Genomic DNA, 24,761 nt, shown 5'->3' with positions numbered 1-24,761 from the left:
TTTTTCCGCCTTACAGCTTACAATATTTTTGTTTTCAATGCTGTAAGCAGCTTTTTTAGCTTTACAGCCCCATTTCGTGCGCCTAGTCAAGCAAAATTGGGGCTGTAGCAACGTTTTTCCGTCTTACAGCTTACAATATTTTTGTTTTCGTCGCTGTAAGCAGCTTTTTCAGCTTTACAGCCCCATAGCGTGCGCCTAGTCAAGCAAAATTGGGGCTGTAGCAACGTTTTTCCGCCTTACAGCTTACAATATTTTTGTTTTCGTCGCTGTAAGCAGCTTTTTCAGCTTTACAGCCCCATTTCCATGAGCCAACAAACATACACCATCTACTGTGATGGAAGTTTATAAGTCGTCACAGCGCTGCCATCTTTGAAGCGATAGAAGTCATAATAATAATTGCCGCTGCCAGCCTGTTTTCTATAATAGAAAACTTCCCACACAGGTTCGCCATTTAGCATGCCGAGTGTGACGCGCTCCATATCTGCATCAGGCTTGGACTGGTTGAATTGTTCCTCAATGGCCTCGGCAGTTACCCCCTCCTTAACCTTGAGGATCAGCGGTTTATCTTTGTCCTCCTGCTTCAACCAGACGTAGGCCTCGTCGCCGTCCTTATCCTTGCCTTCTACCACCCATAATGTCTCGTCCCAAACGAACTTGTGGGCATCCGCCGTCTCAGTGAATTCCGCAGTTTCTATCGCTTGCTTCTCGGCAGCACGCTCCTCCTCCCATAGCGGAGATTGCACGTGGCGATAATAACCGTTGACGAGAAGCACTATCGTAATGAGCGCAGCTGCGGCGAGCAGCGTCCACTTCAATGGAGTCATGACCGGCTCGCGTTTACGGCTTTTTGCGCGCATTAGCTGTTCAGCAGCCTTTCGAAGCAACGCTGCGACTCTGCCAGTACCTTCTCCTCATCCAGCAGCAGGCATACGCCACTCTTCACCACTTGACGACCGTCAATCCATACATGCTTGACGTCTCTTCCCGATCCGGAATAGACCAGATGCGATACAATTTCAGTCTGCGGGTAAAAATGCGGCTGCTCAGCGTCAAGCGCGATGAAATCAGCGCTCATCCCTTCCTTGAGCACGCCGATCCGATCCTCTTTCCATATCGCGCGAGCGCCGCTTGATGTAGCCAGCTTGAGCGCCTCCCATGCGGGAACGGCGGTCGGATCGCCGGAAACGCCTTTATGTATAAGAGCAGCAAGCCGTATTTCATCGAACAAATCGAGATTGTTGTTGCTTGCAGCACTGTCCGTTCCAAGTGAAACGGTCACACCGGCCTTCAGCAGATCCGGCACTCGCGCAACGCCGCTGGCAAGCTTGAGATTGCTCGCAGGATTATGCGAGATGGCCGCGCCCCGCTCTGCGAGCAGACTAATTTCATCATCAGTCAGATGTACAGCATGCGCCAGCAGTGCCGGACGCGAGAAGAAGCCCAGCTTGTCCAGATGCTCAACAGGACGGCAGCCGTAATCGTTCACATTCTGCTGCACCTCTGCCGCAGATTCAGACATATGCGTATGAAGCGGAACGTCCAGCTCATGGGCGGCTTCAACGATACGTGCAATGTAATCCGGCGGGCACGTATACGGCGCATGCGGCGAGAGCATGGCAGTGATGCGACCGTCAGCCTTGCCGTTCCAATCACGGACAAATTGCTTCGCCTCCGCCAGCTTGGAATCCTGTACCTCAGGCGGACACAAACCGATAACACCGCGCGTAAGCAAGCCCTTGATGCCCGACTGCTCTACCACCTGGGCTACAATATCCATACGATCATACATGTCTACGAACGTCGTTGTGCCCGATTTGAGCATTTCCGCTACCGCAAGCGATGTTCCCCAGCGAACATCATCATCCGTGAACTTTGCTTCCATTGGCCACATCTTCTCTTCCAGCCATAGCTGCAAGGACTGGTCGTCAGAGTAGCCGCGCAGCAGGGACATAGCAGCATGTCCATGCGTATTGATCAAGCCAGGCATGAAGACGAGTCCCTCGCCATTTATACGTTCCGCCCCTTGAGGCTGAGGCTGGGGCGGCTGTTCGCCAATATACGCAATCTTCCCATCCTCAATTACCATATGTCCCTTTACAACAGGACGGCTCTCATCCATCGTAACGAAAGTGCCATTCTCAATCCATAGCTGGTTCATTCTCTTCGTTCCCTTCTTTGTCCAAATAATAAGCCAGGCTAAGCAGCTCTGTTGTGAAATCAGCATAGTGAATCCGAATATCATCCGGCACTCGCAGAACAGTCGGCGCAAAATTCAGAATGCCTTCAATTCCAGCCTCAACAAACCGATCAGCAACACTTTGCGCTTCAACAGCCGGAACCGTAATAATACCGATCCGAATATTCAACGCGATAACCGTTTCCTTGAGCGCATCTATCGGCTGAACAGTCAAGCTGTTGATTTGCGTCCCGATGATGGAAGGATTCGCGTCGAAAATAGCTGTTATCTTCATGTTGTCCTTCAGATAAGTCGTATAATTGCTAAGTGCGCGGCCTAGATTGCCAGCTCCGACAAGAGCTACGAACAGCGGCTGGTCCAGCTTCAGAATTTGCCTGATCTTCTCTATTAAATAAGTCACATCATAGCCGATTCCCTTACGGCCAAAATCACCGAAATAAGCGAGATCCTTGCGTATTTGCGCCGGATTCAAGTCCAGCTTGTTCCCGAGCTCCTGTGAGGAAACAGTCTGTACATCCCGTTTATGCAGATCGTTCAATACCTGCAAGTAAAGCGGCAGCCTTCTTACGACAGCCTCAGAAATTTTCACCGGTTTCATGACTCCGCACTCCCTTCGCCATCCGACAACCATTCCCTGATTCGCGGTACGATTTGCTCTAGATGCATATGCTCGATTTTGGGGCCTGGCAGTGAGTAGAGAAAATATTTTCCGTAATACGAATCAATAACACGGGTATCGTAAATCAAGACAATGCCGCGATCCGTTCCCGATCGTACGAGCCGCCCGAAGCCTTGCTTGAACCGAATGACCGCTTGCGGAATGGACAGCTTCATGAACGGATTCTGCTTTTGCTCCTGCAGCATTTCCGATTTCGCTTCGACTAGCGGGTGGTTCGGAGGCTGGAATGGCAGCCTGACAATTGCAAGACAGGTCAATGCCTCGCCAGGAATATCGACGCCCTCCCAAAAGCTGCTCGTACCAAGCAATACAGAAGCAGTTCGCTGCTGAAAGCGCTTGGTCAGCTTGCTTCTATTGCCGCTATCAATGCCCTGCCCAAGCAGCTGAATGCCGCTGGGCGCAAGCAATTCCTTGAGCGGCTCATACACCTGCTTCAGCATACGGTATGAAGTGAACAAGACGAGCATCCGTCCCTTTGTTTCAATGGCGGCTTGGGCGAGCGACTCCACCAGCATTTCATTGAACAGCGGATCGCCTGCCGCTCCCTTCAGCACAGGGAAGTTGCGCGGAATACAGACCAGCGCCTGTTCCCGGTAATTGAAGGGAGAGGGAAGCTGCACCGTCTTGAGCCGTCCCTTCTCTTCCTCCTCCTGCAGTCCTAGCTGCTCACAAGCATATTGAAAGGACTTCTGGACGGACAGCGTTGCGGATGTAAGAACGACACTTTTCTTCGTATCAAAAAAATAAGTGCGCAGCTGCGGGCTGACATCAGCCGGCACAGCGTAGAGATGAATCGATTTGGCGCGTGAAGTGCTGTTCGCTTCCAGCCAGTAGACAAGCTCCGACTTGTCCGCCTTCATGAACTGGCGGATTTCGTCCCGTCCGCGGGCCAAATCCTTCACCGTGCCGCTCAAATCGGTCACAAGCGCAACGATGCCGGGATCATCAACATGCTCCTTGATTTCAGCAAACATTTTGTCAAGCGGACGAATAATGGCGCTAAGCTCCCCATGAACACGTTCCTCGACAAGCTGCGCTTCCTCCCAATGGGCTGGAAGCTGGCCGCTGCGAAGCCGCAGCACAAGCTGGCCGCCCTCGCCGCCCGCTTCCTGAGATCCGCTGCTGCCCGCTGCTCCGCCAAGCGCATACAGCATTTCGAACAAGCGGTCCCAATCATCGCGGAGCTCGCCGAAGATCGGCACAATCTCATCAATGATTTCCCGCCATTTATCCGATTTATCCGTATCCTCATTGGCAAGCCTGGCCTTGAGCCCGACTAGCTGTCCGTTGCGCGCATCCTTGCATAATCTGCTCACCGGATGGGGGATCGAGTAATAAGATAATTGCGTTCCGAGATGTTTGCCCGCGACCTCCTCCAGATGATGCGCCTCATCAACAATGAGATGCTCGTAGCCGGGGAGAAGGCGATGGTCTGCCCGTATATCCGTGAACAGCATCGAATGGTTCGTAATGACAACATCTGCCAAATTGGCCTCTTGCTTTGCTCTATGATAATAACACCGTTTGAACCAGGGGCAGCTGCGATTGAGACAGGAATCTGCATCGCTTGCTACCGTCCCCCAGAAATCGGAGCCTTTATTGCCAAAGTTAAGCTCTTCCTGATCGCCATGCTCCGTTTCACTTAGCCAAACGACCATTTGAGAAGCGGTGATTCGATCTTCTATCGGAGAGGTGAAATCTCTTGCGTGGACTCTTCCTTCAAACTTGCGCAGGCACAAATAATTGCCTCGACCTTTGAAGACAGCAGCCTTGTATGGGTATGGCAAAACGGAATGCAGAAGGGGGAGATCTCGCTGCCTGAGCTGTTCCTGCAGGTTAATCGTATGCGTGCTTACGACTATCTTCTTATTGTGCTGGACACCATAGTAAAGTGCCGGAATGAGATAGCCTAATGATTTGCCTGTTCCAGTACCGGCTTCAATCAATAAATGCCGGTCCCGCTCCAGAGCTTCCAACACTTCCTGAAACATTAAATTTTGCGGCTCTCGCTCCTCATATCCAGGGATAAGCGCGCGAATGCCTTCCTTAATGTGGGTCATATAGCTTTCAAAAGTCATTTCACTAACCGCTTCGGCTATTTCTTCCTCGCTTCTTGGCGGCTGCTCATCCGTCCAATCCCCCGCTTTCATAGCGAATTGACGGTAATACGTGTATGCATTCATGTCAATCGAGGTTTCTGTTTCCTTATGAAGCGCAATCGCTCCGATAAACCAACCCAGATCATCAGAATCGTCGCCCAATAAACCAGCCAGCCGTTGCAAGGTGAGCAGCGGCAGCTGCTGAAGCTTATTGTAGCATTCCGTGAATAATTCCGCCGTCGCCATCGCATCGCTATCCGCTCGATGCTGCTGCTCATGCTGAATGCCGAATTGCTCCGTCACAGACCCCAGCTGATAAGACGTCAGCGTGGGGTATAATATACGCAGCAGATCGATTGTATCCAGTCTGCGCCCGGTGAATGGCATATAGCCGCATCGTTCGAGCGCCGAGCTTAGAAACCCGGCATCGAAGCCCACGTTATGAGCTACAAGAACTGCATCGTCCAATAAAGGGATAAGCTGGAGCAGAACATCTTCAACCGCTGGCGCATGCTCAACCATGGCTTCATCGATTCCCGTTAGCTGGGTAATGAATGGCGGTATCGGTATTGTCGGTTTCACAAATGTATAATAAGACCGGATCACTTGCATCGTTTCATCGAGCAGAACAAGTCCGACCTGTATAATTTCATCGCCGGCGCCATGACCGGTCGTTTCCAAATCCAGTACCGCATAATTCATCCGGTTCGATCCTCTCGCATTCACTGTAGCTAAAGCTGTCCACTTCCAAAATACAACGATAATTGGCCTTTATGCTGCTGACATGCATGCATATTGGAAAGCGGCTCAGTAAAATCAGGGTCAATCTCATGTGCTTTCATAAAATATTGCTCCGCCTGCTCCAAATTCATGCGAACCGCTTGAATGCAGCCAAGCGCATTGAAGCCAAGCGCCTGCCATCTGACGTTGTCGGTCAGCTCGACAAGCAGCTGAAAGTGCCGTTGCGCCTCCTGCCATTCCTGCAAATGCATGCAGGTCATCGCGAGAAACAGCCTTGCCCGATTGTCTTCCGGCGCGCATCTAACCGCCTCGCGAAAATATTGCGCGGCATGACGGAACATGAACAGCTTGAAATAGCCTTGCCCCTTGCACATTGCAGCATCACGCTGTTCATCGGATGAATGCACAGCATCCTCCAATGCCTCCTCCGCAGCCGAGCTGCCGATCACGGAAATCTCCATGGGCAGCGTTTCCATTGCGGCAGCCGGATAAAGTGTGTGGGGGGCCGTTCCAATCATGGAGGGCCCGTCCTCACTGAGCCCGGCTTCCTTTTGGAGGCAATGCAAATCGCGAAAATCCGCGAATTTTTCTTCGAATTGCAGCCATTCCTCAATGAAGGCATCGCTGAACTGCTTTAGAACAGCCAGCTGCTCCGTCAATTGCTGCTTTCGCTCGGAGCTTGCGTTTGAATAATGAATGATAATGTCGTCAAGCATTTCGTTCATTGTCGCGAATACATGCTTTATCATCGCCCGCATCCCACCTTCACGCCACAGTGTACTGTAGTGAAATTGTTATGCTCATTCTTTGCTCGGGCGATCCATTTCATACTCTGTCCCAGACGTTACACAAGTTTGGAATAAGAACTTGCCTGCTGGCAGTTATAGAATAGTGGCGTGAATTTCTTCCGACAGCGTATCAACGGGGCGATTGCTCGCATCCATAATAATTACCTTCGGTTTATAGGCGCGCGCTTCCTCTTCCGTCATAAGTCCGTAGGAGATAATAATAACATTATCCCCGGGCTGAACCAAGCGCGCAGCAGCTCCATTCAAACATATAACGCCTGAACCGCGTGGCCCGGTAATGACATACGTCTCCAATCGTGCGCCATTATTGTTGTTCACAATCTGAACCTTCTCATTGGCCCACAAGTCGGCAAGCTCCATCAGATCCTCGTCAATTGTAATGCTGCCCACATAATTCAAGTTCGCTTCCGTTACCGTCGCACGATGAATTTTGGACTTCATCATCGTTCTATACATACTGAACACCTCCGAGCGGGATAAATAATCGGTTGTCGATGAGACGTGTCCCACCGAATTTGACCGCCAGTGCAATAATTAGCGTATCCGGATAATTCGGCAGCAGAGCCTGCGCTTCAACGGGCGACAAGTCCGGATAGGTCAGCAGCTCGACATAATCAATGACAGCCAGCGGCGCTTCCTCAATCGTCTTCCGAACCATTCCTGCAAGACGTTCCGCCGTCATGCCCGGCTCCCGCAGCCAGTGCTCGGCTGCTTGCAGCGATTTCGAGAGAACGACAGCCTGCTGCCGCTCCTGCTCGTTCAAATATACATTCCGTGAGCTCTTGGCAAGCCCATCGTCTTCACGCACCGTGTCGCATGGAACAATCTCAACTGGCATATTCAAATCATCGACCATGCGCTTAACAACAGCAATCTGCTGTGCATCCTTCATTCCGAAATATGCCCGATGGGGCTCGATAATATGAAACAGCTTGCAGACCACAATCCCTACCCCGTCGAAATGGCCTGGTCTTGAAGCTCCGCATAGCCGATCCGTCACCGAATCTATAATGACGCTGGTCAGCGGCTTTACCGGATACATCTCGGAAACTGTCGGCATGAACAAGAGATCGATGCCGCATGCTTCAGCAAGCGCAATATCCTGCTCCGCGCTCCGTGGATAACGGTCGAAATCCTCATTCGGACCGAATTGAAGCGGATTGACGAATACCGACAGCACCGTATAGCCGCATTCCTCCTTCGCTCTTCGCATCAGGCTGGCATGGCCCTCATGAAGATATCCCATCGTAGGGACAAGCCCGATCGCAACTTCAGGAGCATCCAGACGGCGCTTCGCGAGCTGGGCTCTGGCCTCATTTATCGTTGTGCAAACGATCATCCGCATTCAGCCCCTTCCTGCTGTCAGATAACGCTGGAGAAGGGGAGTGCTCATCAGAGCCTGTCGATTCGCTGCTGCTGCCGTACAAGCCTTTAATAATCTCTTCGTCCATCGGGAAAACATGCTCCTGTGCCGGAAAAGCTCTCGTCTTGACATCCGAGACATAAGCCCCGATTGCGCTGCGGATCGTTGCTCCGATATCCGCATAAGTTTTCACCATGCGCTTCTCCTTGTAATCATCGCTATACTGCAAAATATCATGATAAACGAGAACCTGTCCATCACATCCGCGTCCAGCTCCGATGCCGATCGTCGGGATAGACAATTGCGATGAAATATAGGCTGCTAACGGCTCGGCAACGAGCTCCAGCACAATGCCGAATACGCCCGCCGCCTCCAATGCCTTGGCATCCTCCAGCAGCTGTCTTGCCTCCTGCTCCAGCTTGCCCTGCACCCTGTAGCCGCCGAGCTGATGCACAGACTGCGGTGTAAGGCCAATATGGCCTAACACCGGAATGCCTGCCCGAACACAAGCAGACACTTCCTCCGCAATATCAGCTCCGCCCTCCATCTTTACCGCATGCGCGAAGCCCTCTTGCATAAGCCGGGCCGCATTGCGCAGCGTCGTCTCCACGCCGAGCCGGTACGTCATGAACGGCAGGTCCGCAACAATAAACGTATTCGTCGCGCCGCGCGCCACAGCCCGTGTATGATAAACCATATCTTCCAGTGTTACAGGTATTGTCGTATCATAGCCAAGCACAACATTGCCGAGCGAGTCACCTACTAGAATGGTGTCAATGCCCGCTGCCTCCGCGAGCTTGGCGGATGGATAATCGTATGCGGTCAGCATTGAAATTGGCTCGCCGCTTTGCTTCATTTTTTTGAGCTTCGTAATAGTCAACGGTTGTTTCATTGCTTCGTCCTCCTCTTAGGATAGATATAAACACAAAAAAACCTTTCAGCCTCCGCTAAAAAGGTTCCAATCCTAAAAGGAACGTCACTGTAATTGCGAGTTTCCTTCTGTCTCGGTCCCTACGGCTCAGAGCAGAGTTCACTTCTATGCAAATAACATATACAACGGGCATTCCATGTAGTGAAGCAATAGATAACGGGTGCAGTTCGCATGCAACGATACCGCCCTGTTAGTCTAACCTTTACTCAGATACAGTATAACAAAAATAGATGTTCGCGTCTATCAACCGCCAGCCTTCGGAGCGGACATTTCCGCAGAGAATACAGGCACGATAGAGCCGTCGGATTTCTTCACCAGAAGAGCCCCCCGCTCATCCAAGCCGATCGGCGTTCCTTCGAATTCACCCGCAGGAGAATACAATCGGGTCAGTTTGTGCAGCGTCACCGACAAAGCTTCCCATAACGTCCGGATCGGACCGAATCCTTCCTGCTGATAAAGCGCGTACAGATGCTCGAATTCGCGGATGAATGCGGCTACAACATCACTTCTCTCTATTTGCCCGCCGCTTTCAATTAGCAGCGAGGTTGCCACATCGAGAAGCTCTGGCGGATAATCGCCTCGCTCCAGATTGACGCTGACCCCGATTCCGGCGATCACATAACGAAGACGCTCGTCCTCTGCGGTTGATTCCAGCAAAATTCCGCTAATTTTCTTGCCCCCAATAAGCAGATCATTCGGCCACTTAATCCCGATCTCTAGCGACGTAACCGACTTTAAAGCTCGACAGAGCGCTACCGCTGCCAACAAGGTCAGCTGGGGCGCGAATTGCAGCGGAATGCCTGGTCTGAGCACCAGGCTCATCCATACCCCTTTGCCTGCTGGCGACACCCAGCTTCTACCATGGCGGCCTCTTCCGCTCGTTTGGTGATCGGCTATGATCAGCGTGCCTTCCGGCGCCCCTTCCTCTGCCAGACGCTGCGCTACGTTCTGTGTGGAATCCACTGTATCCAGCAGCTTGATCGAACGAACCAACGCAGTTCCTTCAAGCTTCTTCAACAAGACGGGCAATGTCAGCTGCGATGGCTTGCTCATTAAACGATAGCCCAGCCTGCGGGATGCTTCTATCTCAAAGCCTTGCGACTCCAGCTTCTTAATTTGCTTCCATATAGCCGTCCGGCTAATTTGAAGCTCACGGCTGAGCGCTTCTCCAGATACATATTGCCGGGGCTGTTCCTCCAGTAATTCAATAATTCGATTGTTGTTCATGAAGACTCCTTATCCGCCTTGTTTACACTGCCAGACACTTCCATACTTGCGGCCGCGTAAGCGAGCAGCCTGTCTCTATCATTAGATACCTGATGGCTTGCGACAGCAAACACCAGCTCATTCAGCAAGCGGCCCAACCACGGTCCCCCCGGCCTGCCGAGCGCCTGCAGCATCTCTGCTCCATCAACAGCCAGCTCCCTCAGGGACGATATCGGCAGCTCATCAAGCCAGCGCTGCAGCGGGGCAAACTTCCCGCCGCCATCGGCATGCCTCGTCTCCGTTCCACCGCTGGCAGGGAGGAACAAAGCAGGAAGCCTGTCCATAATATGAAGGCAAGCCTGTGAGGCTTGCCTTCCTTCATCCAGCATTACCCGGGTCCATTGGAGACGCAGCTGCCCATCCTCGATGACGGAGGCAGCCGCTTCCGTTTGAATCCAGCGATACACCCGCACGACTGCACTAATCTGTGACCTGCGCCCATTGGAATAACACATGCTCGCGATGAGCTCCGCAGTCTCATCTGCTGTCAGAGAGCATGCCATACATAGCGCAGACCATCGATCATCCAGATGCTCCAGACTGCTGATAGCACCCAGCTTGCAGTGTGAAGGAGCCATCACGCTAACACAGCGTTCACCCGCATCATTGTCACTCAGCTTCACCTCAGCAGCAGCAGTAAGCTTATCCGATAGCTTCTGCTTCGTATGGGCAAGCAGCCCGCTGGCCGCCATCCATAGCAAAGCTCCCAGCGGGTTGCTTCCGCCCAGCATTTTGTCCGATTCCGCGCCAACCCGCTCCATCGCAACATGCGACAGCAGCTTCCCATGTCTGCGCAACGCATGCCATGTATCAGCAGCAATGTCCATCCGAAACTCCGCTGCGAAGCGGACAGCACGCACCATCCGGAGGGCATCCTCCTGGAATCTCGCATCGCTGTCGCCGACACAGCGGAGTATGCGTCGCTCCATATCCAGTAAACCGCCATACGGATCAACTAATGTTCCGTCACGCCGCATTGCGATCGCATTGATCGTAAAGTCCCGCCGCTCCAGGTCCGCTTCCAGACTCGTTACAAACTCCACCTGTGCCGGTCTGCGAAACTGCTCATAGCTCGATTCCGTCCGATAGGTCGTTATCTCATAGGCTTCGCCATCCTGCATCACTGTCACCGTGCCATGCTTCAGACCGGTCGCAATCGTATGCGGGAATATCTCCATCACCTGATGAGGCGTCGCTGAAGAAGCGATATCTACATCCTTTAGCTGGCGGCCCATTATCGTATCCCGGACGCATCCGCCGACGAAGACCGCTTCATAACCGGAAGACTCCAGCGAATCCAATACCGGGAGCGCTTTATAGAGTGCCTCATTCCATTTCACAACGCTTCCCTCCCTAGACTTCACAGGAGCATTGGCCCCTTATTACTCCTGGCAGATCGGGATCGGGACATCGACATCAATGCCCAGCACCCGATAATAAATCCGTTCATATTCAGCCGTCACCAGATCATTGCAGAACTGAGTTCGCGCCCTTGTCAGACATGCCTCGCGGAACTGGTTATAAAGCGCCTCATCCTGCAACAGCTGGGTCGCATGGTTCGCCATATCCTCCGTATCCCCAATCGGTGACAGGAACCCTGTCTCGCCATGGGTTACAAGCTCAGGAATCCCGCCGGCGAAGGAGCCGATAGTCGGCACACCGCATGCCATCGCCTCAAGCGCGACGAGACCGAAGCTTTCCTTCTCCGATGGTAGCAGCATCAGATCGGCGATGGAGATCACATGCGCCACATCATCCTGCTTGCCGAGAAAATGCACCCTGTCCTCCAGCCCCATATTGCGAATCTTATATTGAATTTTCGGCAGATCCGGTCCTTCACCAACAAGAAGCAGCTTGCTCGGAACCTGCTCCTGCACCTTGGCGAAAATATCAATCACATCGCTTACACGCTTCACCGGCCTGAAATTGGAAATATGCATCAGTATCTTCTCATTGCCGGTTACGAAATCATTGCGCAGCGATGCGCAATCCCGTGGATAATAAACACGCTTGTCAACAAAGTTATAGGTGAGATCAATCGGCTTCACAATATCGAGCATATCCCGGGTTTCCTGAATGAGATCATTCGACACAGCGGTTACAGCATCGCTCCTGTTGATCGCCAGACGAATCAAATCCTTGAGCGATTCATCCTGCGCCAGCACCGTAATATCCGTCCCGTGAAGCGTTGTGACCGTACGCAGATTGTCGCCAACCATCTGTTTAGCCAGATAAGCGCATATCGCATGCGGAACCGCGTAATGAACATGCAGCAGATCAAGATTTTGCATCTTGGCCACTTGGGCCATCTTGCTCGCTAACGATAAATCATAAGGCGGATAGCGGAACACATAATAATCATTCACTTCCACCTCATGATAAAATATATTTTTATGAAATTGTCCCAGTCTGAATGGAACGCTATGGGTTATAAAATGAATTTCATGGCCTTTTTCCGCCAGCAGCTTGCCCAGCTCAGTAGCCACAACGCCAGATCCCCCAAGTGTAGGGTAACAAGTGATCCCGATTTTCAATCGCTTCATTGCCAGAAGCTCCCTCCGTTAAGCACAGCATATGCTGCTGCCTATTGATTCTTCCATTATATGACTGACCTCAAGAAGATACGGCTGTCGTCATGCTTGACAGAGGAGTCAGCTACTTCTGCCTTTCACCAAACAACGCAACCGGATGAGGCCGCTTGATCGCGAAGCCCTCCGCATACGCCCACTGGCGTGTCTGTCCAAGCAGCAAATCACGCGCCTCGACGCGTTCGATGTACCGATCCGTTAGCGGTGTCTGGACATGGTTCGCATCCGTTGGCGCAAACTGCGAGCGGTATGCGAGCAGAGCCTCGCGCTTCTTGTCATAATGAGCGCTGACATCTACGATTAAGGAAACATCATTGCTGTCGTTTATGTAATAGTAATAGAGCTGCTCCACAGCTACAGCCGGCGTATCCGGCATATAATTGCGCAGCTTGGCGTTGAATACCGCCTCTTCAACGAGACCGCTGCAAGCAATATGATCAGGATGCCGGTCTACCCAATAGGGAGCGAATACGATTCGCGGACGCAATCTGCGGATTTCGCGGACGATCGCTGCAATTTGCTCCGCTGAGCCCGTAAGTCCCCGATCCGGGAGACCGAGACAGGAGCGCGCAGATAAACCAAGCACCGCGGACGCTCGGGCAGCTTCCTGCCTCCTCGTCTCCACGGTGCCGTTCGAGGACATCTCCGCGTTTGTCAGATCACATATCGCGACACGATAGCCGCTCATCACCTGCTTGGCAATCGTACCGCCCATCCCGATCTCTACATCATCAGGATGAGCGCCGAATGCAACAATATCAACCGCAACATGATCCATCATTATTCACCCGGCTTATATTTATGAACGAGCTCGCGCCATGCGAAGTCGCCGCGCTGCAGCGCCTTCACAAGGAGCTCGCCCGTTGCAATATTTGTTGCGACCGGAATGCCCTGGACATCACACAATCTGAGCAGTGCAATAATATCCGGCTCATGGGGCTGCGCCATCAACGGATCGCGAAGAAAGATGATAAGATCCATTTCATTCTCTGCCACAAGCGCGCCAATCTGTTGATCTCCGCCTAGCGGACCTGACATAAAGCGATGAATCTGCAGATCCGTCTGTTCCATAATGCGCGCACCCGTTGTACCCGTCGAATAAAGGGTATGGCCTTCAAAAACTGCCTCATAAGCGAGTACGAAATTCACCATTTCTTCCTTCTTGCGATCATGCGCAATAAACGCGATGTTCATATCCAATCTGTCCCCTCTCCCGTATATCCCGCAATCAGCCGCACTATTCGTCCATTAGTCCATCACATGCTCAAAGCCATAAATAAGTCCCGTATATGTCATTACCTTCTTCACTGCAACGTTGACACCCGGCATATATCCGGCACGCTCGTAGGAATCATGACGAATTTTGAGCGTCTGGCCGTAACCGCCGAAAATTACCTCCTGCTGAGCAAAAATACCCGGCAGCCGTACACTATGTATGCGGAATCCGTCGTAATGGCCGCCGCGCGCGCCCTCGATCGTTTCTTTCTCCTTCGGATTGCCTTGGCGAAGCTCCTGTCTTACCTCCGAGATCAGCTCAGCCGTCTTGATGGAGGTTCCCGATGGCGCGTCAAGCTTCTGATCCCCATGATATTCGATGATCTCGACATGAGGCATATATTTGGACGCTTGCGCAGCGAACTTCATCATCAGAATAGCGCCGATTGAGAAGTTCGGGGCAATTAAGCCGCCAATGCCTTGACTTTGGCACAGCTTGTCCAGTTCCTCTATTTGCTCCGGCGTAAAGCCTGTCGTTCCGATAACGGGACGCACACCGTGCTCAATGGCTGTTTTTGTAATGTCATAAACGGCATGCGGCACTGTAAAATCGACTAGCACATCTGCCTGCGCATTAGCCAGCGCCGTTTCCAGATCCGGCGTCACGGTCACGCCGCACGCCTGCAGTCCGACCAGCGTTCCCGCATCGACCGGTCCCGCAGACGGGCTGACCGCTGCTGCCAATGTCAACTGCTCATCCTGCAATACCATCTTCACTACCTCACGGCCCATGCGGCCGCCTGCTCCTGTAACCGCAACCCTTATCGTATCCATTATCACGTATCACCTGTTCCTTTTTCGTTGTCTTCTTTGTTTGTAGGTTCTCAGAGCAAGCCTGCTTCTTTTCACATCCGAGAGCAGCCTCTGGGCAGCAGAATGCTCCGGATCGAGACGAATCGCCTCTCTAGCGCATACAGCCGCTTCATCATACCGCTTGCTTGCCAAGCATGCAGCCCCAAGTATAAGCAGGGCATCCAAATTCAATGGATCGAGCGTGATCGCCTCTCGAAGCAGGGCAATCGCCTTCTCCTCCTGCCTATTCTTGGTCAGCAGCGATTCCGCATCCATAACAAGCACCATAGACTGTACCGTGCGGAGATGATAGCGCCGCTCCTCCTGATCTGGATCCAGCGCTGCCGCTTGCTCGGCATAATATAGCGCCTTCTGCCATTTGCCGCTGCGCGCGCATGTGATTGAGCATTTATAATAATGATCGCCATTATCCGGCTCCAGCGCAATCGCCTCTTCAAACCGGGCGAGCGCCTGCTCGAAATCGCCATTCAGGATGGCCTCATAAGCCATCTTAATGCTGCTGTCTCCGTCCATCCGCCATCCTCCTTGTGCAGGGGTTGATGGTACAGCATATGTAAGAGGCCGAGTTACGGTTCGACGTTTTTTCGCGTCCAGCGATTAGCGTCCCTGGTATTGAATTTATTCATAACGCCATCATGCGCATCGGTCAGATCAATGCCCAGCGAATTCGCGAAGCACATGACGATAAACATAATGTCGCCGAGCTCCATCTCGATGGAATTGTCCGCTTCATCCGCCTTCTTAGGCTTCTCGCCATAGTGATGATTAACCTCGCGCGCCAGTTCTCCTACCTCTTCACTCATTCGGGCGAGCATGGACAAGGGGCTGAAATACCCTTCCTTAAACTGCGAAATATAGCGGTCCACCTCGCGCTGCATTTCCGCAAGCGACTTCTCCGTCATATTCTCTATCCCTCTCTAACCTTGATGTTCACTCCATATGTTATCGCAAAGCGAATGTGAAAACAATGCTTTTGATTGGGAGCAAAATAGCCATACTACTATTATAATAAACGATATAGAGCTTGCTCGATCTGAAAGGAGCACGATGCCATGAACAAACGTCTTCCCTTCCTGCTGCGCACCCTCCCCATGGTCATGCTGGGAACTGCGATTTACGCATTTGGCCTGCAATATTTCATCGTTCCGAATATGCTGATGGAGGGCGGTGTCACCGGGATCGCCATTCTGTTCAACTATGCGCTTGGCTGGCCGCTCTCCATCTCCACAATTGTGCTGAACATTCCGCTCTTCATCGTCGGATGGCTCGTGCTAGGCAGAGCGCAAACCGGATACTCCATCTTCGGCACAATTTCCCTCGCCCTATTTCTGGCCTTAATCGAGAAAATGATTGCCGCCGGCTGGATCGTACCCTTCCGCACATCGAATGATTACATTCTTGCGGCGCTGTATGCAGGGGTAACACTAGGCACCGGACTGGGCATCGTATTTCGGTTCGGCGGAACGACCGGGGGAGCTGATATTATTGCACGAATCGCCTCCAAAATGAAAGGCTGGAGCATGGGCCAAATTATTTTGACACTCGATGTCGTCATTATAGGCCTATCGCTGTTCTATATTCCCAAAGAGAAAGTGCTGTATACACTCGTCGCCGTGTACATCGCCTCAAGGATGATTGATTTCATACAGGATGGCGCCTATGCAGCCAAGGCCTTATCCGTATTTACCGATGATGGAGAGCATATGGCAGCCGTTATTACGCGAGAGATGGATCGCGGAGCTACTATATTTGCGGCCAAGGGCGGTTATTCCGGCAAACAAAAGCAGGTCGTCTACTGCGTCGTCGCCCGTCATGAAATTAGACGATTAAAGACGATTGTGCGCAGCAGCGACCCTCATGCTTTTATAGTTATATCCGATGTTCATGACGTGCTAGGTGAAGGCTTCAAGACGGAGTGAGCGCCTTATCGTCACACCGCGCGCAGCTCCCAGCGCACGGTGTTTCGCTTCAATGACGGCGGTCGGTAGACCAAGTCTCAGCGTTTTCTCTCCCAATTGCTGCTTTGATAAGAAGCAGGGGAGCCATGCGCCTGTTCATATGCATACTTTCGCCAGATCGCATAGGCAAGGATGACGAGAATGAAGCCAGCAATGAAGAAGAGAGCTAGCCACTCTTCAACCGATATGCTTTGGTGAAAAGGAATTCCAGCCCCCAGCTCGGCCTCGGCTGCAAGAGCTTCATCGAACAACCATGCTGACGTTTCTTCCAGTGCTGAGAATGCTGCAAGTATGCGATAGGACTCGATGCTGTTCGCTCCATATGCTGCATCAAGCAGCTGCCCCATGTGATGAAGCTGCTCTTGCAGCAGCATGAGCGGCTTGTCCTTGTGACCCATAAGCGCCGCAATCTCCAATCGTTCCACATGCATGCGGTATACATGAAGCGATGCGACAGCACCGCTCATTCGGCTGTCCGATGACGCTTGCCACGCCTTTCTCATCCGTGTCCAATCATCCACAAGAACCTCATGGTATTGCAGCCATAGCGGGGAGTCGGGCCTGGAAATCGCATCAACCGCAAGCTTCAGCTTAGCCGCAACGATGTAGCCTTCACTGCCGGCCTTCTTTCGTTCCAATATATCCCTCATCTTCTTCACATTGTTGTCAAATGCCCGCCAGCCCGCAGTTGTTCCCAGCCTCCGTATGGATGCCTTGCCAGCTGCCAACTGCAGTCGGTTAATATGCGTGTAAGCCAGCTGGCGATTGCCTGCTTGGGCAGCAGTATACAGCTGCTCCGACAGCTGGTTCAATTGATTCAGAGCTCCTGACTGCTGCTTGTCCGCTCCTCCATAGCCTGCACTTGAAAGAGCAGCATCGGCACTCTCCAGCCTGTTCCCGCAGCCAGCTGTAACAAACAGCACTATGAATAGTCCCATCACTAGACGAATCGCTGACTTCTGCACGATTATCCCCCCCATAGCATACTATGAGGGGATGTCCTATATTAGACCTCTAGTAGAGAGTAGAATAGGAAGCGTTAGCGGGCAATTCTATCTTTGGCTCGCCAAGCAGTTAACGTTCCAAGATAGCTCGCAATAGACAACCCGAAAGTAAAGACTGCGATTGCAAGCAGATCATCCTCAAGCTCACTCGGAAGCCATGGGAAAACCATATATGTATAGTCAATCGTATCATTAAGCAGCAGCCACATCGTCGCGAGTAGAGCGGCCAAACGATGAAACACCATAAATCTCACATACAGCAAAGCCTCGAATGCCATGCCAAGATGAGAAGCAATAAGCATGTAATGCTGCCATTCCAGCGTATCGCCCTGCATCGCTCCCCCGACGATCATCGCCACAGCCCAGATGCCGTACTTGACCGAAGTGACAACAGCAAGCGCCTCGATTCCCATCCTGACAGCGGTGAAAGCCTTAGATGGAGTACCTTTGCGCGGGAAGAGCAGGTAGAGCAGCGACAACGTAAAGAACAGGCTGGCTGTAGGACTGTCCGGCACAAAAACCAGCTGCCACAGCGGATGATTATCAACCGTATATTGCAGCTGATTCCCATACCAAATGTAGCCATAGAACGTCCCGGCAGCATTGACAAGAAACAGCAGCCACAGCATGGAACGACTCGTAAGAAACGCCTTGCTCCAAAAAAACGATATCGACGACAACGGGAAACACCCTCTCCACAATTCATTCCTTAGCTCTAGCTACAACGAAAGAACTGGCTGCATTGTTCAGACTGTTAAGAAAAATAATATTCAGCACGCTTTCCGATAGGCATACTGCTCCATCTGTTGCTCCTCGTACCTTCCTTAAGCTAACCTCAAGCTTCCGCTGTAAGCGGGAAATTCCGTGCTACAGCTCAGAAACTTGGCACGCTATGCGCTGTAAGACGGAAAAATCGGCTTTCAGCGCATCATGACGCGCAGATTACACGCATGCTTCCGCTGTAAGCGGGAAATTCCGTGCTACAGCTCAGAAACTTGGCACGCTATGCGCTGTAAGACGGAAAAATCGGCTTTCAGCGCATCACGACGCGCAGATTACACGCATGCTACCGCTGTAAGCAGGAAATTCCGTGCTACAGCTCGGAAACTTGGCACGCTATGCGCTGTAAGACGGAAAAATCGGCTTTCAGCGCATCATGACGCGCAGATTACACGCATGCTACCGCTGTAAGCAGGAAATTCCGTGCTACAGCTCGGAAACTTGGCCCGCTGTGCGCTGTAAGACGGAAAAATCGGCTTTCAGCGCATCACGACGCGCAGATTACACGCAAGATTCCGCTGTAAGCGGGAAATTCCGTGCTACAGCTCGGAAACTTGGCCCGCTGTGCGCTGTAAGACGGAAAAATCGGCTTTCAGCGGTTCATGACGCGCAGATTCTTCTCAGCTTTCGCTAACTGTGTGTATGTATATATGTCATATAGAATAATCAAGAGTTGGGACTCCACAGTGACGGTTCCTACACTCTAGAAGCTACCTCATTCTTGAATTAGAAAGGCCTTCGACGGCTTCCTTTGCCACGGACAGCTTAACAACCATCATTAAGAACGAAAAACGAAAAGTGGCTGGGCAGGTTTAGTCCCCTGTTCAGCCACTTTTTCGTAAAACATGTAAGGTTCGTCCTTAAAGCAGGAACGAATCCCCTTATGGACAGCGCTTAATGTCTGGAATTATTCTGCTTTTTGTTTCGCTAGCCAGGTTGCTACCTGGTCAATTTCATCCGCGCTTAACGAAGCTTTGAATGAAGGCATCGCGCCGCCACCCTTACCATTCGTTATGATCTCAACAAGCTCTTCTTTCGAATGACTGTCGCCAACACCGCGAAGTGCTGGAACGCCCGAGCTTTCATTGCCTTTCATATCAGTACCATGGCAAGATAAACATTGGGCTTTAAGAATATCCATTGCTGGATCGTCCCCATCAACGATCGGAATGTTAGCTACTGGCTGCTCGTCTTTCTGGCCGCTCATAGCAGCTTCACGCGCTCTCTCTTCACGAAGATGATGCTCAGGAATCGTGTTCGTCTTGGCCAGCTCGTGTTCATAGTGATCCCACGATACTTTAGTCAAGTAGAAGAGCGAGATGAGAGACAATATCATCAGCGCAGTCGTAACCGGACGTCTGTAGAAGCGGCGTTCCTTGCCTGTATCAAGGAAAGGTGCAAGCAGCAATGCTCCGAATGCTACGCCTGGAATACCAACTGTTCCGAGTACGATGTAGTCCCCGGCAACGTATGGATATTTCAGAAATTGATAGAGAAACAGGAAGTACCAGTCCGGCATCGGAATAAATGCTGCGTTTGTCGGATCAGCAGGATAACCGAGCGGCGCCGGCTCTGCAATGGTTAGTACAAGGAATCCGACCAGAACAACAACGCCGACCATCCATTCCTTTAGCAGGAAGTTCGGGATGAACGCCTCCGACTTTCCTGGATAAGCGGAATAGTCCGGCGGAGTCGTATTGGGAGCACCCGTACGTTTGCGAACCCGTGAATCCCCGACGAAAACTACTTTTTCGTTCGATTTGTGACCGTGTGCCATTCGCAAATGACCTCCTTTCGGCTTATAGTGGTCCCGAAATACCTTGCTTCCGGATCATGAAGAAATGCGCGGCCAGAAGAGCAAGAAGTGCGCCTGGCAAGAAGAAAACGTGAATCGCGAAAAAGCGCGTCAGCGTCTCTGCACCGACGATCTCTCCGCCCTGCATCAACTCTTTAATATAAACCCCGATATACGGTACTGATTCAGCGATCTGAATACCAACCTTGGTCGCAAAGTAAGCTTTGTTATCCCAAGGAAGCAAATAGCCGGTAAAGCCAAGGCCCAGCATAATGAAGAAGATCAGCATGCCGACAACCCAGTTCATTTCACGAGGCGCCTTGTAGGAGCCGGTGAAAAATACGCGAAGCGTATGAAGGAACATCATAACGATTACCAAGCTTGCGCCCCAGTGATGCATACCGCGCACGATGCCGCCGAACGCGACTTTATGCTGCAGGTAATCAACACTCTTATAGGCATTAATGATATCCGGCACAAAATACATCGTCAGGAACATGCCCGACAAGATTTGAATAACCGTGATAAAAAAAGTCAGACCGCCAAAGCAATACACGAACGCGGAGAAGTGGTGCGCAGGGTTGACGTGCTCAGGCACCTCGTGATCCGCCACGTCCCTCCACATTGGCGTAATATCAAGACGTTCATCGATCCAATTGTATACACCTTTTAACATCTGAGCTTACACCCTCCTTATACCCGCGTATTTGCTTTGATTGGTCCGAGATAGACCCAACCATTGTCAATCTTCAAATCGTATTCATCAAGCGGCTTTGGAGCAACAGTCAAATTCTCGCCGTCTTTCGTGTAGTGGGCATTGTGGCACGGACAAATATAAATATCCGAGCTCCAGCTGATCGTACAGCCGAGATGCTTGCACACTGGCGACAGTGCAAAGTAATTGCCCGAGTTATCCTTGGAAATCCATGCAGAGAGCTCGGGATCGCTCACATACCATCCATCTACCTGGTGAATGTTGAATTTGAACTCTTGGGGATCGTTTGTTATTTTGTTTTCCTCGACGACTTTGATCCACGTGCCGCCGACTTTCTTCTTTAGGATTGGATCTACCGCGAAACGAATCATCGGCAGCGACATACCAGCAGCCATAAATGCTCCAGCTCCACCGAGTGTATACGACAAAAACTGCCGCCTTGACAATCCGCTGCGTTTAACTGGCTTATTCCCGGTATCTTCGTGATGTTCGTGGTTACTCATCTTCTATTCTACCCCCTTTGCGAGCCATATCTTGCGTCTTGCCGGAGAAGGCAATACGTACGACGAACTAGGACATTACCTATAATAGCCTAGGTGATATAGAGCGTCAAGAATATGGCGACTAATTTGCTTATCGGAACAAAAAGCGCAGCACTATTTGTTATCATTTTGTCACAATTGACACTGTCTGGACTTTGTTTTTCCCTAAGATCAGCCTCGTTATGCAGAGATCGTCATTTGATGTCACTATCGTCCAAGCCACATCATGCGAACCGCATCATTGACTTCAGCCCCCTCAGGCATTGCTCCGTCCTGCTTCAAACTGACAATCAGGTCTGCGTTAACCTGTGACGCCGCCCCCTCTTCTACAGAAAACGCTGCGACAATCACTATAAATTTGAAGCCGCATTGCTTCAGCTTAAGACTCATAGCCGCCGCCTGTGCGACTCCACCGCTGTCCCATGCGCCATAATGGTTGGCGGGATATGTAACGATTCTTCCTTTGAAAGGGATTTCAATCAGATCCAGAACATCACGCAGCTTCTCCAGCGCTTCTGTCGCTTCATAAGGCATTTCCCCGCCTGATAAGCCGGTATAAGGAATAACTGCCGTGTCCAGATAAGGCTGCAGCTCTGCCCACTGCTGGGGCGATAGGTCGCTGAATTTCATTATTCCACCCGTCCTTGTGCTTCTTCTGTTGATTATTAGCAAAGATACTATTATCCTATCACATTACGCTGCACAAAAAAACGGCCCGCTTCCACTTTTCGGACAATCATCCGAACAGCAGCAGGCCGTTTTCATTACCCTGACAACATACTTGCTAAGCATACAAAGTTTTCAGTTCCTCTGTTAGCCGACAGAACGTATCTTTATCGCCAACTGCCAGCGCCTTGTCAATGGCTTGATACAATTTGTCGGAACGAAACTTGAACACCGCTTCGTCCAATACCATCTCAGCAGCAAGACCGAGCATCACTTCATAAGTCACCTTCATTTGATCCATAGGATAGATACACCTCCAACACGAAGTTTAAGTGATCCATATCCGTTTCCTTATCGCCAGGCAGTCTTCAATCGTCTCTCTTATTCGCAATAGATTATCATCGGGCATTCTCTTGACGACATCGGCAAGCGAGTCAAGTGAAGCGCATAGGGTTCAAATATTCTTTATTTCAGTACGTGATGCACGAACCGGCTCCTACTAAAGCATATTCATCTCAGCGGGCACAGCGCAAGACGATAGCCTTCAATTAGAATGAATATGTTAACGCCTAGTTTTCAAGAACGCAGCTGACTAGCGTATCATAATAGCGTCATCGTCAATATTGAAGCCTGCAACGATACTGCGTCCAATCGGCGTCATACGAATAACGCTGCCATGCTCCGCATGCTCTCCGATTCGCAGCAGGCCCAGGTGCATCATCATTGCAATTAACCGCTGGTCGAAGATCGGCTCCGGTTCATCGTAGTAGAACGGTTTAATATAGGGAAGCAGTGCAGACCTCATCGTCTCCATGCTGGCCCACTGCTGCGACAGTCGATCAATCCAATGCACCAGCGCTCTTACATTGGGAATGGCTCCCCTGTACAGCCGCAGCCAGAACCGATACAGCTTGTCCGGCGCTTCAACCGACCGCTCCTCTTGCCGCGCAGCCCCTGCAGCAGTCAGAAGCAGCCGGGAGCTTGATTCCGACAGCCATCCCTTGTAATAACAATAATCATAGAGCAATGACATGCGGTTAGGATAATCATTGATATGTCTGCCGTAGCCAAACCGCCACTCTCCTCGAACCGGAACCCGCTCCTGCACGCCAAGACGCTCCAATAGCTGCATAATATTGCGCTTGTACATGATTCCTTCAGCTGTCAGCTGGATTTCATTATGATGAACATAGGTTAGCAGCTCCGTCACATCCTCGCCCAGCAGCCCCTGCTCGTCACGATACGCATGCGGTTCTTCGCGTGGACCCTTCACCTGCGCCGACAGCCTGCGCTCCATCACTTCCTTGAAGCGGTCCTTCAAATCCTTGGGGATTTGAAACAAATACCGATCTGGACCAGAGTAGCCGTTGAAGAGCCACCCGAACTGCTTAAACCGGGATATCGTCTCACGTGGTCCTGATTCAGTGACAGCCTTCTCTTTCACTGGCTTCGAACGCTTCACATTTTTCTTGATCATGACTGGCTCCTGCGGGGGCGGATTCACAGGCGCATGCTCAGAGTCTATAGTACCTGAGCTGGGAAACTTGCTCTGTTGAACCCGCGCCAGCAGCTCCTCCAGACTGAATGAATCCCTGGAATCAAACAGCAGAGAATTCATAAATCGCAAATCCTCCAGCCCCATAGAGCCTACCTGCGACTCAAATACATCTCGACGTGTAATCGTAGACAGAATGGACTGAATCAATTCATTCTTCGAATTGCCATTGCATTCGCAGCGGTATGCCGCAGCAATTCTGCTTAATTGTCCGATATCCGTATAACTCAGCATATCCGCCAAATTCATGTCACTTCCTCCATTCCCGTTCGGTCCAGCAGGTTTACTACCATTATGGGAACATTGCTGAATTTTATAACCAGTCAACAGAAAAAAGCCGCTGATCGCATAAATGCGACCAGCGGCTTTCAGTATGGATAAGTTTAAACCTGAGCAGAATGCTCCAAATGAAGCGTACAATTATGCAGCAACGGCTTCCAGCTTTCGCCGTCCCGCTCCATAATCGAGAACGACATGTTCAATATCGGCTTATCTTCCAGCTCGCCGCACATTCCCTTCATAAGCTGGGCAAGCAGGCTGCCATGCGAGACAACTAGCAGACGCTCGCTCGGCTGACGGGCAGCGATCTCATTTACGAAGGCAAGCGCACGGCTTCTCACCTGTTCATCCGTTTCCTGGCCGCTATTGCTTCTGCGCCAATCCGGTCCCCAGCGAGCAAGGCGCTCTGCTTCTGTCGTCCCTTCAATTTCTCCGAAATACCGTTCCCTTAACCTTGCGTCACTGTCCAGCAGCGGAATTTGCAGCGTTTGCGCAATAATTCGCGCCGTCTCGTTGGCCCGCATCAGATCACTGGATATAACAGCATCCCATTTCATCGTCTCGCGGCTAAGCCGCTCCGCCAATGCTTGCGCCTGTCTGATGCCCTCTGCATTGAGCGGTGTATCCGTCTGGCCTTGAATCTTGCCCAGCGCATTCCAGTCCGTCTTGCCATGCCGAATTAGTCCGATCTGCAAAGAAATTCCCT

The 24,761-nt window shown here is 51.5% G+C and carries 26 protein-coding genes; 1 reads left to right on the top strand and 25 read right to left on the bottom strand.

Translation table 11 applies throughout. The features are described from left to right. Positions 1–326 precede the first annotated feature (326 nt). The 16 genes from L6H65_RS21605 to L6H65_RS21530 all read right to left on the bottom strand — a co-directional run bounded on the left by L6H65_RS21605 (position 327) and on the right by L6H65_RS21530 (position 15,663). Complete coding sequence (locus L6H65_RS21605; RefSeq protein WP_236344851.1) at positions 327–857, bottom strand: cell wall elongation regulator TseB-like domain-containing protein; 531 nt, start codon at positions 855–857, stop codon at positions 327–329. Beyond that, positions 857–2,158: an amidohydrolase family protein gene (locus tag L6H65_RS21600; protein ID WP_236344849.1), complete on the bottom strand. Its 1,302-nt coding sequence runs from the start codon at positions 2,156–2,158 to the stop codon at positions 857–859. The genes L6H65_RS21605 and L6H65_RS21600 overlap by 1 nt, the downstream gene beginning before the upstream one ends. After that, positions 2,139–2,795, bottom strand: coding sequence for a redox-sensing transcriptional repressor Rex (locus L6H65_RS21595; RefSeq protein WP_236344848.1), 657 nt, complete (start codon positions 2,793–2,795; stop codon positions 2,139–2,141). The genes L6H65_RS21600 and L6H65_RS21595 overlap by 20 nt, the downstream gene beginning before the upstream one ends. Then, on the bottom strand, positions 2,792–5,677 hold the full coding sequence (dinG, locus tag L6H65_RS21590) for an ATP-dependent DNA helicase DinG (RefSeq protein WP_236344847.1): 2,886 nt from the start codon (positions 5,675–5,677) through the stop codon (positions 2,792–2,794). Before dinG ends, L6H65_RS21595 begins: the two co-directional genes overlap by 4 nt. A 29-nt stretch (positions 5,678–5,706) precedes the next feature. Then, complete coding sequence (locus tag L6H65_RS21585; protein WP_236344846.1) at positions 5,707–6,465, bottom strand: tetratricopeptide repeat protein; 759 nt, start codon at positions 6,463–6,465, stop codon at positions 5,707–5,709. A gap of 132 nt (positions 6,466–6,597) precedes the next feature. Further along, complete coding sequence (gene panD / locus L6H65_RS21580; protein ID WP_236344845.1) at positions 6,598–6,981, bottom strand: aspartate 1-decarboxylase; 384 nt, start codon at positions 6,979–6,981, stop codon at positions 6,598–6,600. Continuing rightward, positions 6,974–7,864: a pantoate--beta-alanine ligase gene (gene panC, locus L6H65_RS21575; RefSeq protein ID WP_236344891.1), complete on the bottom strand. Its 891-nt coding sequence runs from the start codon at positions 7,862–7,864 to the stop codon at positions 6,974–6,976. The genes panD and panC overlap by 8 nt, the downstream gene beginning before the upstream one ends. Continuing rightward, the gene (gene panB, locus L6H65_RS21570) at positions 7,839–8,780 is read right to left on the bottom strand and encodes a 3-methyl-2-oxobutanoate hydroxymethyltransferase (RefSeq protein WP_236344844.1); all 942 of its coding nucleotides are present in this window, start codon (positions 8,778–8,780) and stop codon (positions 7,839–7,841) included. Before panB ends, panC begins: the two co-directional genes overlap by 26 nt. A 282-nt stretch (positions 8,781–9,062) precedes the next feature. Further along, positions 9,063–10,046 (bottom strand): biotin--[acetyl-CoA-carboxylase] ligase, encoded by a 984-nt coding sequence (locus L6H65_RS21565; protein WP_236344843.1) that lies wholly within the window; start codon positions 10,044–10,046, stop codon positions 9,063–9,065. After that, positions 10,043–11,425 (bottom strand): CCA tRNA nucleotidyltransferase, encoded by a 1,383-nt coding sequence (locus L6H65_RS21560; RefSeq protein ID WP_236344841.1) that lies wholly within the window; start codon positions 11,423–11,425, stop codon positions 10,043–10,045. The genes L6H65_RS21565 and L6H65_RS21560 overlap by 4 nt, the downstream gene beginning before the upstream one ends. A gap of 42 nt (positions 11,426–11,467) precedes the next feature. Beyond that, a complete protein-coding gene (gene bshA, locus L6H65_RS21555; RefSeq protein ID WP_236344839.1) occupies positions 11,468–12,628 on the bottom strand; it encodes an N-acetyl-alpha-D-glucosaminyl L-malate synthase BshA in 1,161 nt (386 codons plus the stop codon). A gap of 112 nt (positions 12,629–12,740) precedes the next feature. Beyond that, on the bottom strand, positions 12,741–13,454 hold the full coding sequence (bshB1, locus tag L6H65_RS21550; RefSeq protein ID WP_371877750.1) for a bacillithiol biosynthesis deacetylase BshB1: 714 nt from the start codon (positions 13,452–13,454) through the stop codon (positions 12,741–12,743). Continuing rightward, complete coding sequence (gene mgsA / locus L6H65_RS21545) at positions 13,454–13,867, bottom strand: methylglyoxal synthase (protein ID WP_236344836.1); 414 nt, start codon at positions 13,865–13,867, stop codon at positions 13,454–13,456. The genes bshB1 and mgsA overlap by 1 nt, the downstream gene beginning before the upstream one ends. Positions 13,868–13,921: 54 nt before the next feature. Next, positions 13,922–14,722, bottom strand: a complete 801-nt coding sequence (dapB, locus tag L6H65_RS21540) for a 4-hydroxy-tetrahydrodipicolinate reductase (RefSeq protein ID WP_371877749.1) — start codon at positions 14,720–14,722, stop codon at positions 13,922–13,924. A gap of 9 nt (positions 14,723–14,731) precedes the next feature. Further along, the gene (locus L6H65_RS21535) at positions 14,732–15,274 is read right to left on the bottom strand and encodes a tetratricopeptide repeat protein (protein WP_236344834.1); all 543 of its coding nucleotides are present in this window, start codon (positions 15,272–15,274) and stop codon (positions 14,732–14,734) included. A 53-nt stretch (positions 15,275–15,327) separates the two neighbouring features. Further along, positions 15,328–15,663: a nucleotide pyrophosphohydrolase gene (locus L6H65_RS21530; protein WP_236344832.1), complete on the bottom strand. Its 336-nt coding sequence runs from the start codon at positions 15,661–15,663 to the stop codon at positions 15,328–15,330. A gap of 150 nt (positions 15,664–15,813) precedes the next feature. Here L6H65_RS21530 and L6H65_RS21525 point away from each other — a divergent pair, with 150 nt between their 5' ends. Further along, positions 15,814–16,680, top strand: coding sequence for a YitT family protein (locus L6H65_RS21525; RefSeq protein WP_236344830.1), 867 nt, complete (start codon positions 15,814–15,816; stop codon positions 16,678–16,680). Between the two features lie 77 nt (positions 16,681–16,757). Here the strand turns inward: L6H65_RS21525 and L6H65_RS21520 are convergent, their stop codons facing one another. From L6H65_RS21520 to L6H65_RS21480, 9 genes are all read right to left on the bottom strand, one after another. Then, complete coding sequence (locus L6H65_RS21520) at positions 16,758–17,684, bottom strand: sporulation protein YpjB (protein ID WP_236344828.1); 927 nt, start codon at positions 17,682–17,684, stop codon at positions 16,758–16,760. 74 nt (positions 17,685–17,758) lie between these two features. After that, positions 17,759–18,352 carry a DUF1405 domain-containing protein gene (locus L6H65_RS21515; RefSeq protein ID WP_236344888.1) on the bottom strand — a complete coding sequence of 198 codons (594 nt, stop codon included), beginning with the start codon at positions 18,350–18,352 and terminating at the stop codon, positions 17,759–17,761. 1,058 nt (positions 18,353–19,410) lie between these two features. Further along, positions 19,411–20,280, bottom strand: a complete 870-nt coding sequence (locus L6H65_RS21510) for a menaquinol-cytochrome c reductase cytochrome b/c subunit (RefSeq protein ID WP_236344826.1) — start codon at positions 20,278–20,280, stop codon at positions 19,411–19,413. A 22-nt stretch (positions 20,281–20,302) separates the two neighbouring features. Next, on the bottom strand, positions 20,303–20,974 hold the full coding sequence (qcrB, locus tag L6H65_RS21505) for a menaquinol-cytochrome c reductase cytochrome b subunit (RefSeq protein WP_219870652.1): 672 nt from the start codon (positions 20,972–20,974) through the stop codon (positions 20,303–20,305). Positions 20,975–20,991: 17 nt separating this feature from the next. Further along, complete coding sequence (locus tag L6H65_RS21500; RefSeq protein WP_236344824.1) at positions 20,992–21,516, bottom strand: Rieske (2Fe-2S) protein; 525 nt, start codon at positions 21,514–21,516, stop codon at positions 20,992–20,994. A gap of 246 nt (positions 21,517–21,762) precedes the next feature. Next, complete coding sequence (locus L6H65_RS21495; RefSeq protein ID WP_236344822.1) at positions 21,763–22,185, bottom strand: DUF2487 family protein; 423 nt, start codon at positions 22,183–22,185, stop codon at positions 21,763–21,765. A 154-nt stretch (positions 22,186–22,339) separates the two neighbouring features. Continuing rightward, positions 22,340–22,522, bottom strand: a complete 183-nt coding sequence (locus L6H65_RS21490) for an IDEAL domain-containing protein (protein ID WP_236344820.1) — start codon at positions 22,520–22,522, stop codon at positions 22,340–22,342. 291 nt (positions 22,523–22,813) lie between these two features. Next, positions 22,814–24,025 carry a hypothetical protein gene (locus L6H65_RS21485; RefSeq protein ID WP_236344818.1) on the bottom strand — a complete coding sequence of 404 codons (1,212 nt, stop codon included), beginning with the start codon at positions 24,023–24,025 and terminating at the stop codon, positions 22,814–22,816. A 134-nt stretch (positions 24,026–24,159) separates the two neighbouring features. Then, a complete protein-coding gene (locus L6H65_RS21480) occupies positions 24,160–24,750 on the bottom strand; it encodes a histidine phosphatase family protein (protein WP_236344817.1) in 591 nt (196 codons plus the stop codon). Positions 24,751–24,761 lie beyond the last annotated feature (11 nt).

This window comes from Paenibacillus plantiphilus (assembly GCF_927798095.1).
GTDB classification, from domain to species: Bacteria; Bacillota; Bacilli; order Paenibacillales; family Paenibacillaceae; genus Paenibacillus_Z; species Paenibacillus_Z plantiphilus.
The sequence above is the reverse complement of the archived record's forward strand: the minus strand, read 5'-3'. Positions and strand labels throughout refer to the sequence as shown.

Bases quoted from the DNA above. Each gene is read 5' to 3' on its own strand.
- panB (WP_236344844.1), bottom strand. From the start codon at position 8,780: ATGAAACAACCGTTGACTATTACGAAGCTCAAAAAAATGAAGCAAAGC.
- bshB1 (WP_371877750.1), bottom strand. From the start codon at position 13,454: ATGATGGATCATGTTGCGGTTGATATTGTTGCATTCGGCGCTCATCCT.
- L6H65_RS21515 (WP_236344888.1), bottom strand. From the start codon at position 18,352: ATGCTGTGGCTGCTGTTTCTTGTCAATGCTGCCGGGACGTTCTATGGC.
- L6H65_RS21525 (WP_236344830.1), top strand. From the start codon at position 15,814: ATGAACAAACGTCTTCCCTTCCTGCTGCGCACCCTCCCCATGGTCATG.
- panD (WP_236344845.1), bottom strand. From the start codon at position 6,981: ATGTATAGAACGATGATGAAGTCCAAAATTCATCGTGCGACGGTAACG.
- L6H65_RS21585 (WP_236344846.1), bottom strand. From the start codon at position 6,465: ATGATAAAGCATGTATTCGCGACAATGAACGAAATGCTTGACGACATT.
- L6H65_RS21495 (WP_236344822.1), bottom strand. From the start codon at position 22,185: ATGAAATTCAGCGACCTATCGCCCCAGCAGTGGGCAGAGCTGCAGCCT.
- L6H65_RS21485 (WP_236344818.1), bottom strand. From the start codon at position 24,025: ATGAATTTGGCGGATATGCTGAGTTATACGGATATCGGACAATTAAGC.
- L6H65_RS21490 (WP_236344820.1), bottom strand. From the start codon at position 22,522: ATGGATCAAATGAAGGTGACTTATGAAGTGATGCTCGGTCTTGCTGCT.
- qcrB (WP_219870652.1), bottom strand. From the start codon at position 20,974: ATGTTAAAAGGTGTATACAATTGGATCGATGAACGTCTTGATATTACG.
- L6H65_RS21510 (WP_236344826.1), bottom strand. From the start codon at position 20,280: ATGGCACACGGTCACAAATCGAACGAAAAAGTAGTTTTCGTCGGGGAT.
- mgsA (WP_236344836.1), bottom strand. From the start codon at position 13,867: ATGAACATCGCGTTTATTGCGCATGATCGCAAGAAGGAAGAAATGGTG.
- L6H65_RS21600 (WP_236344849.1), bottom strand. From the start codon at position 2,158: ATGAACCAGCTATGGATTGAGAATGGCACTTTCGTTACGATGGATGAG.
- panC (WP_236344891.1), bottom strand. From the start codon at position 7,864: ATGATCGTTTGCACAACGATAAATGAGGCCAGAGCCCAGCTCGCGAAG.
- L6H65_RS21500 (WP_236344824.1), bottom strand. From the start codon at position 21,516: ATGAGTAACCACGAACATCACGAAGATACCGGGAATAAGCCAGTTAAA.
- bshA (WP_236344839.1), bottom strand. From the start codon at position 12,628: ATGAAGCGATTGAAAATCGGGATCACTTGTTACCCTACACTTGGGGGA.
- L6H65_RS21535 (WP_236344834.1), bottom strand. From the start codon at position 15,274: ATGGACGGAGACAGCAGCATTAAGATGGCTTATGAGGCCATCCTGAAT.
- dapB (WP_371877749.1), bottom strand. From the start codon at position 14,722: ATGGATACGATAAGGGTTGCGGTTACAGGAGCAGGCGGCCGCATGGGC.
- L6H65_RS21605 (WP_236344851.1), bottom strand. From the start codon at position 857: ATGCGCGCAAAAAGCCGTAAACGCGAGCCGGTCATGACTCCATTGAAG.
- L6H65_RS21565 (WP_236344843.1), bottom strand. From the start codon at position 10,046: ATGAACAACAATCGAATTATTGAATTACTGGAGGAACAGCCCCGGCAA.
- L6H65_RS21530 (WP_236344832.1), bottom strand. From the start codon at position 15,663: ATGACGGAGAAGTCGCTTGCGGAAATGCAGCGCGAGGTGGACCGCTAT.
- L6H65_RS21595 (WP_236344848.1), bottom strand. From the start codon at position 2,795: ATGAAACCGGTGAAAATTTCTGAGGCTGTCGTAAGAAGGCTGCCGCTT.
- dinG (WP_236344847.1), bottom strand. From the start codon at position 5,677: ATGAATTATGCGGTACTGGATTTGGAAACGACCGGTCATGGCGCCGGC.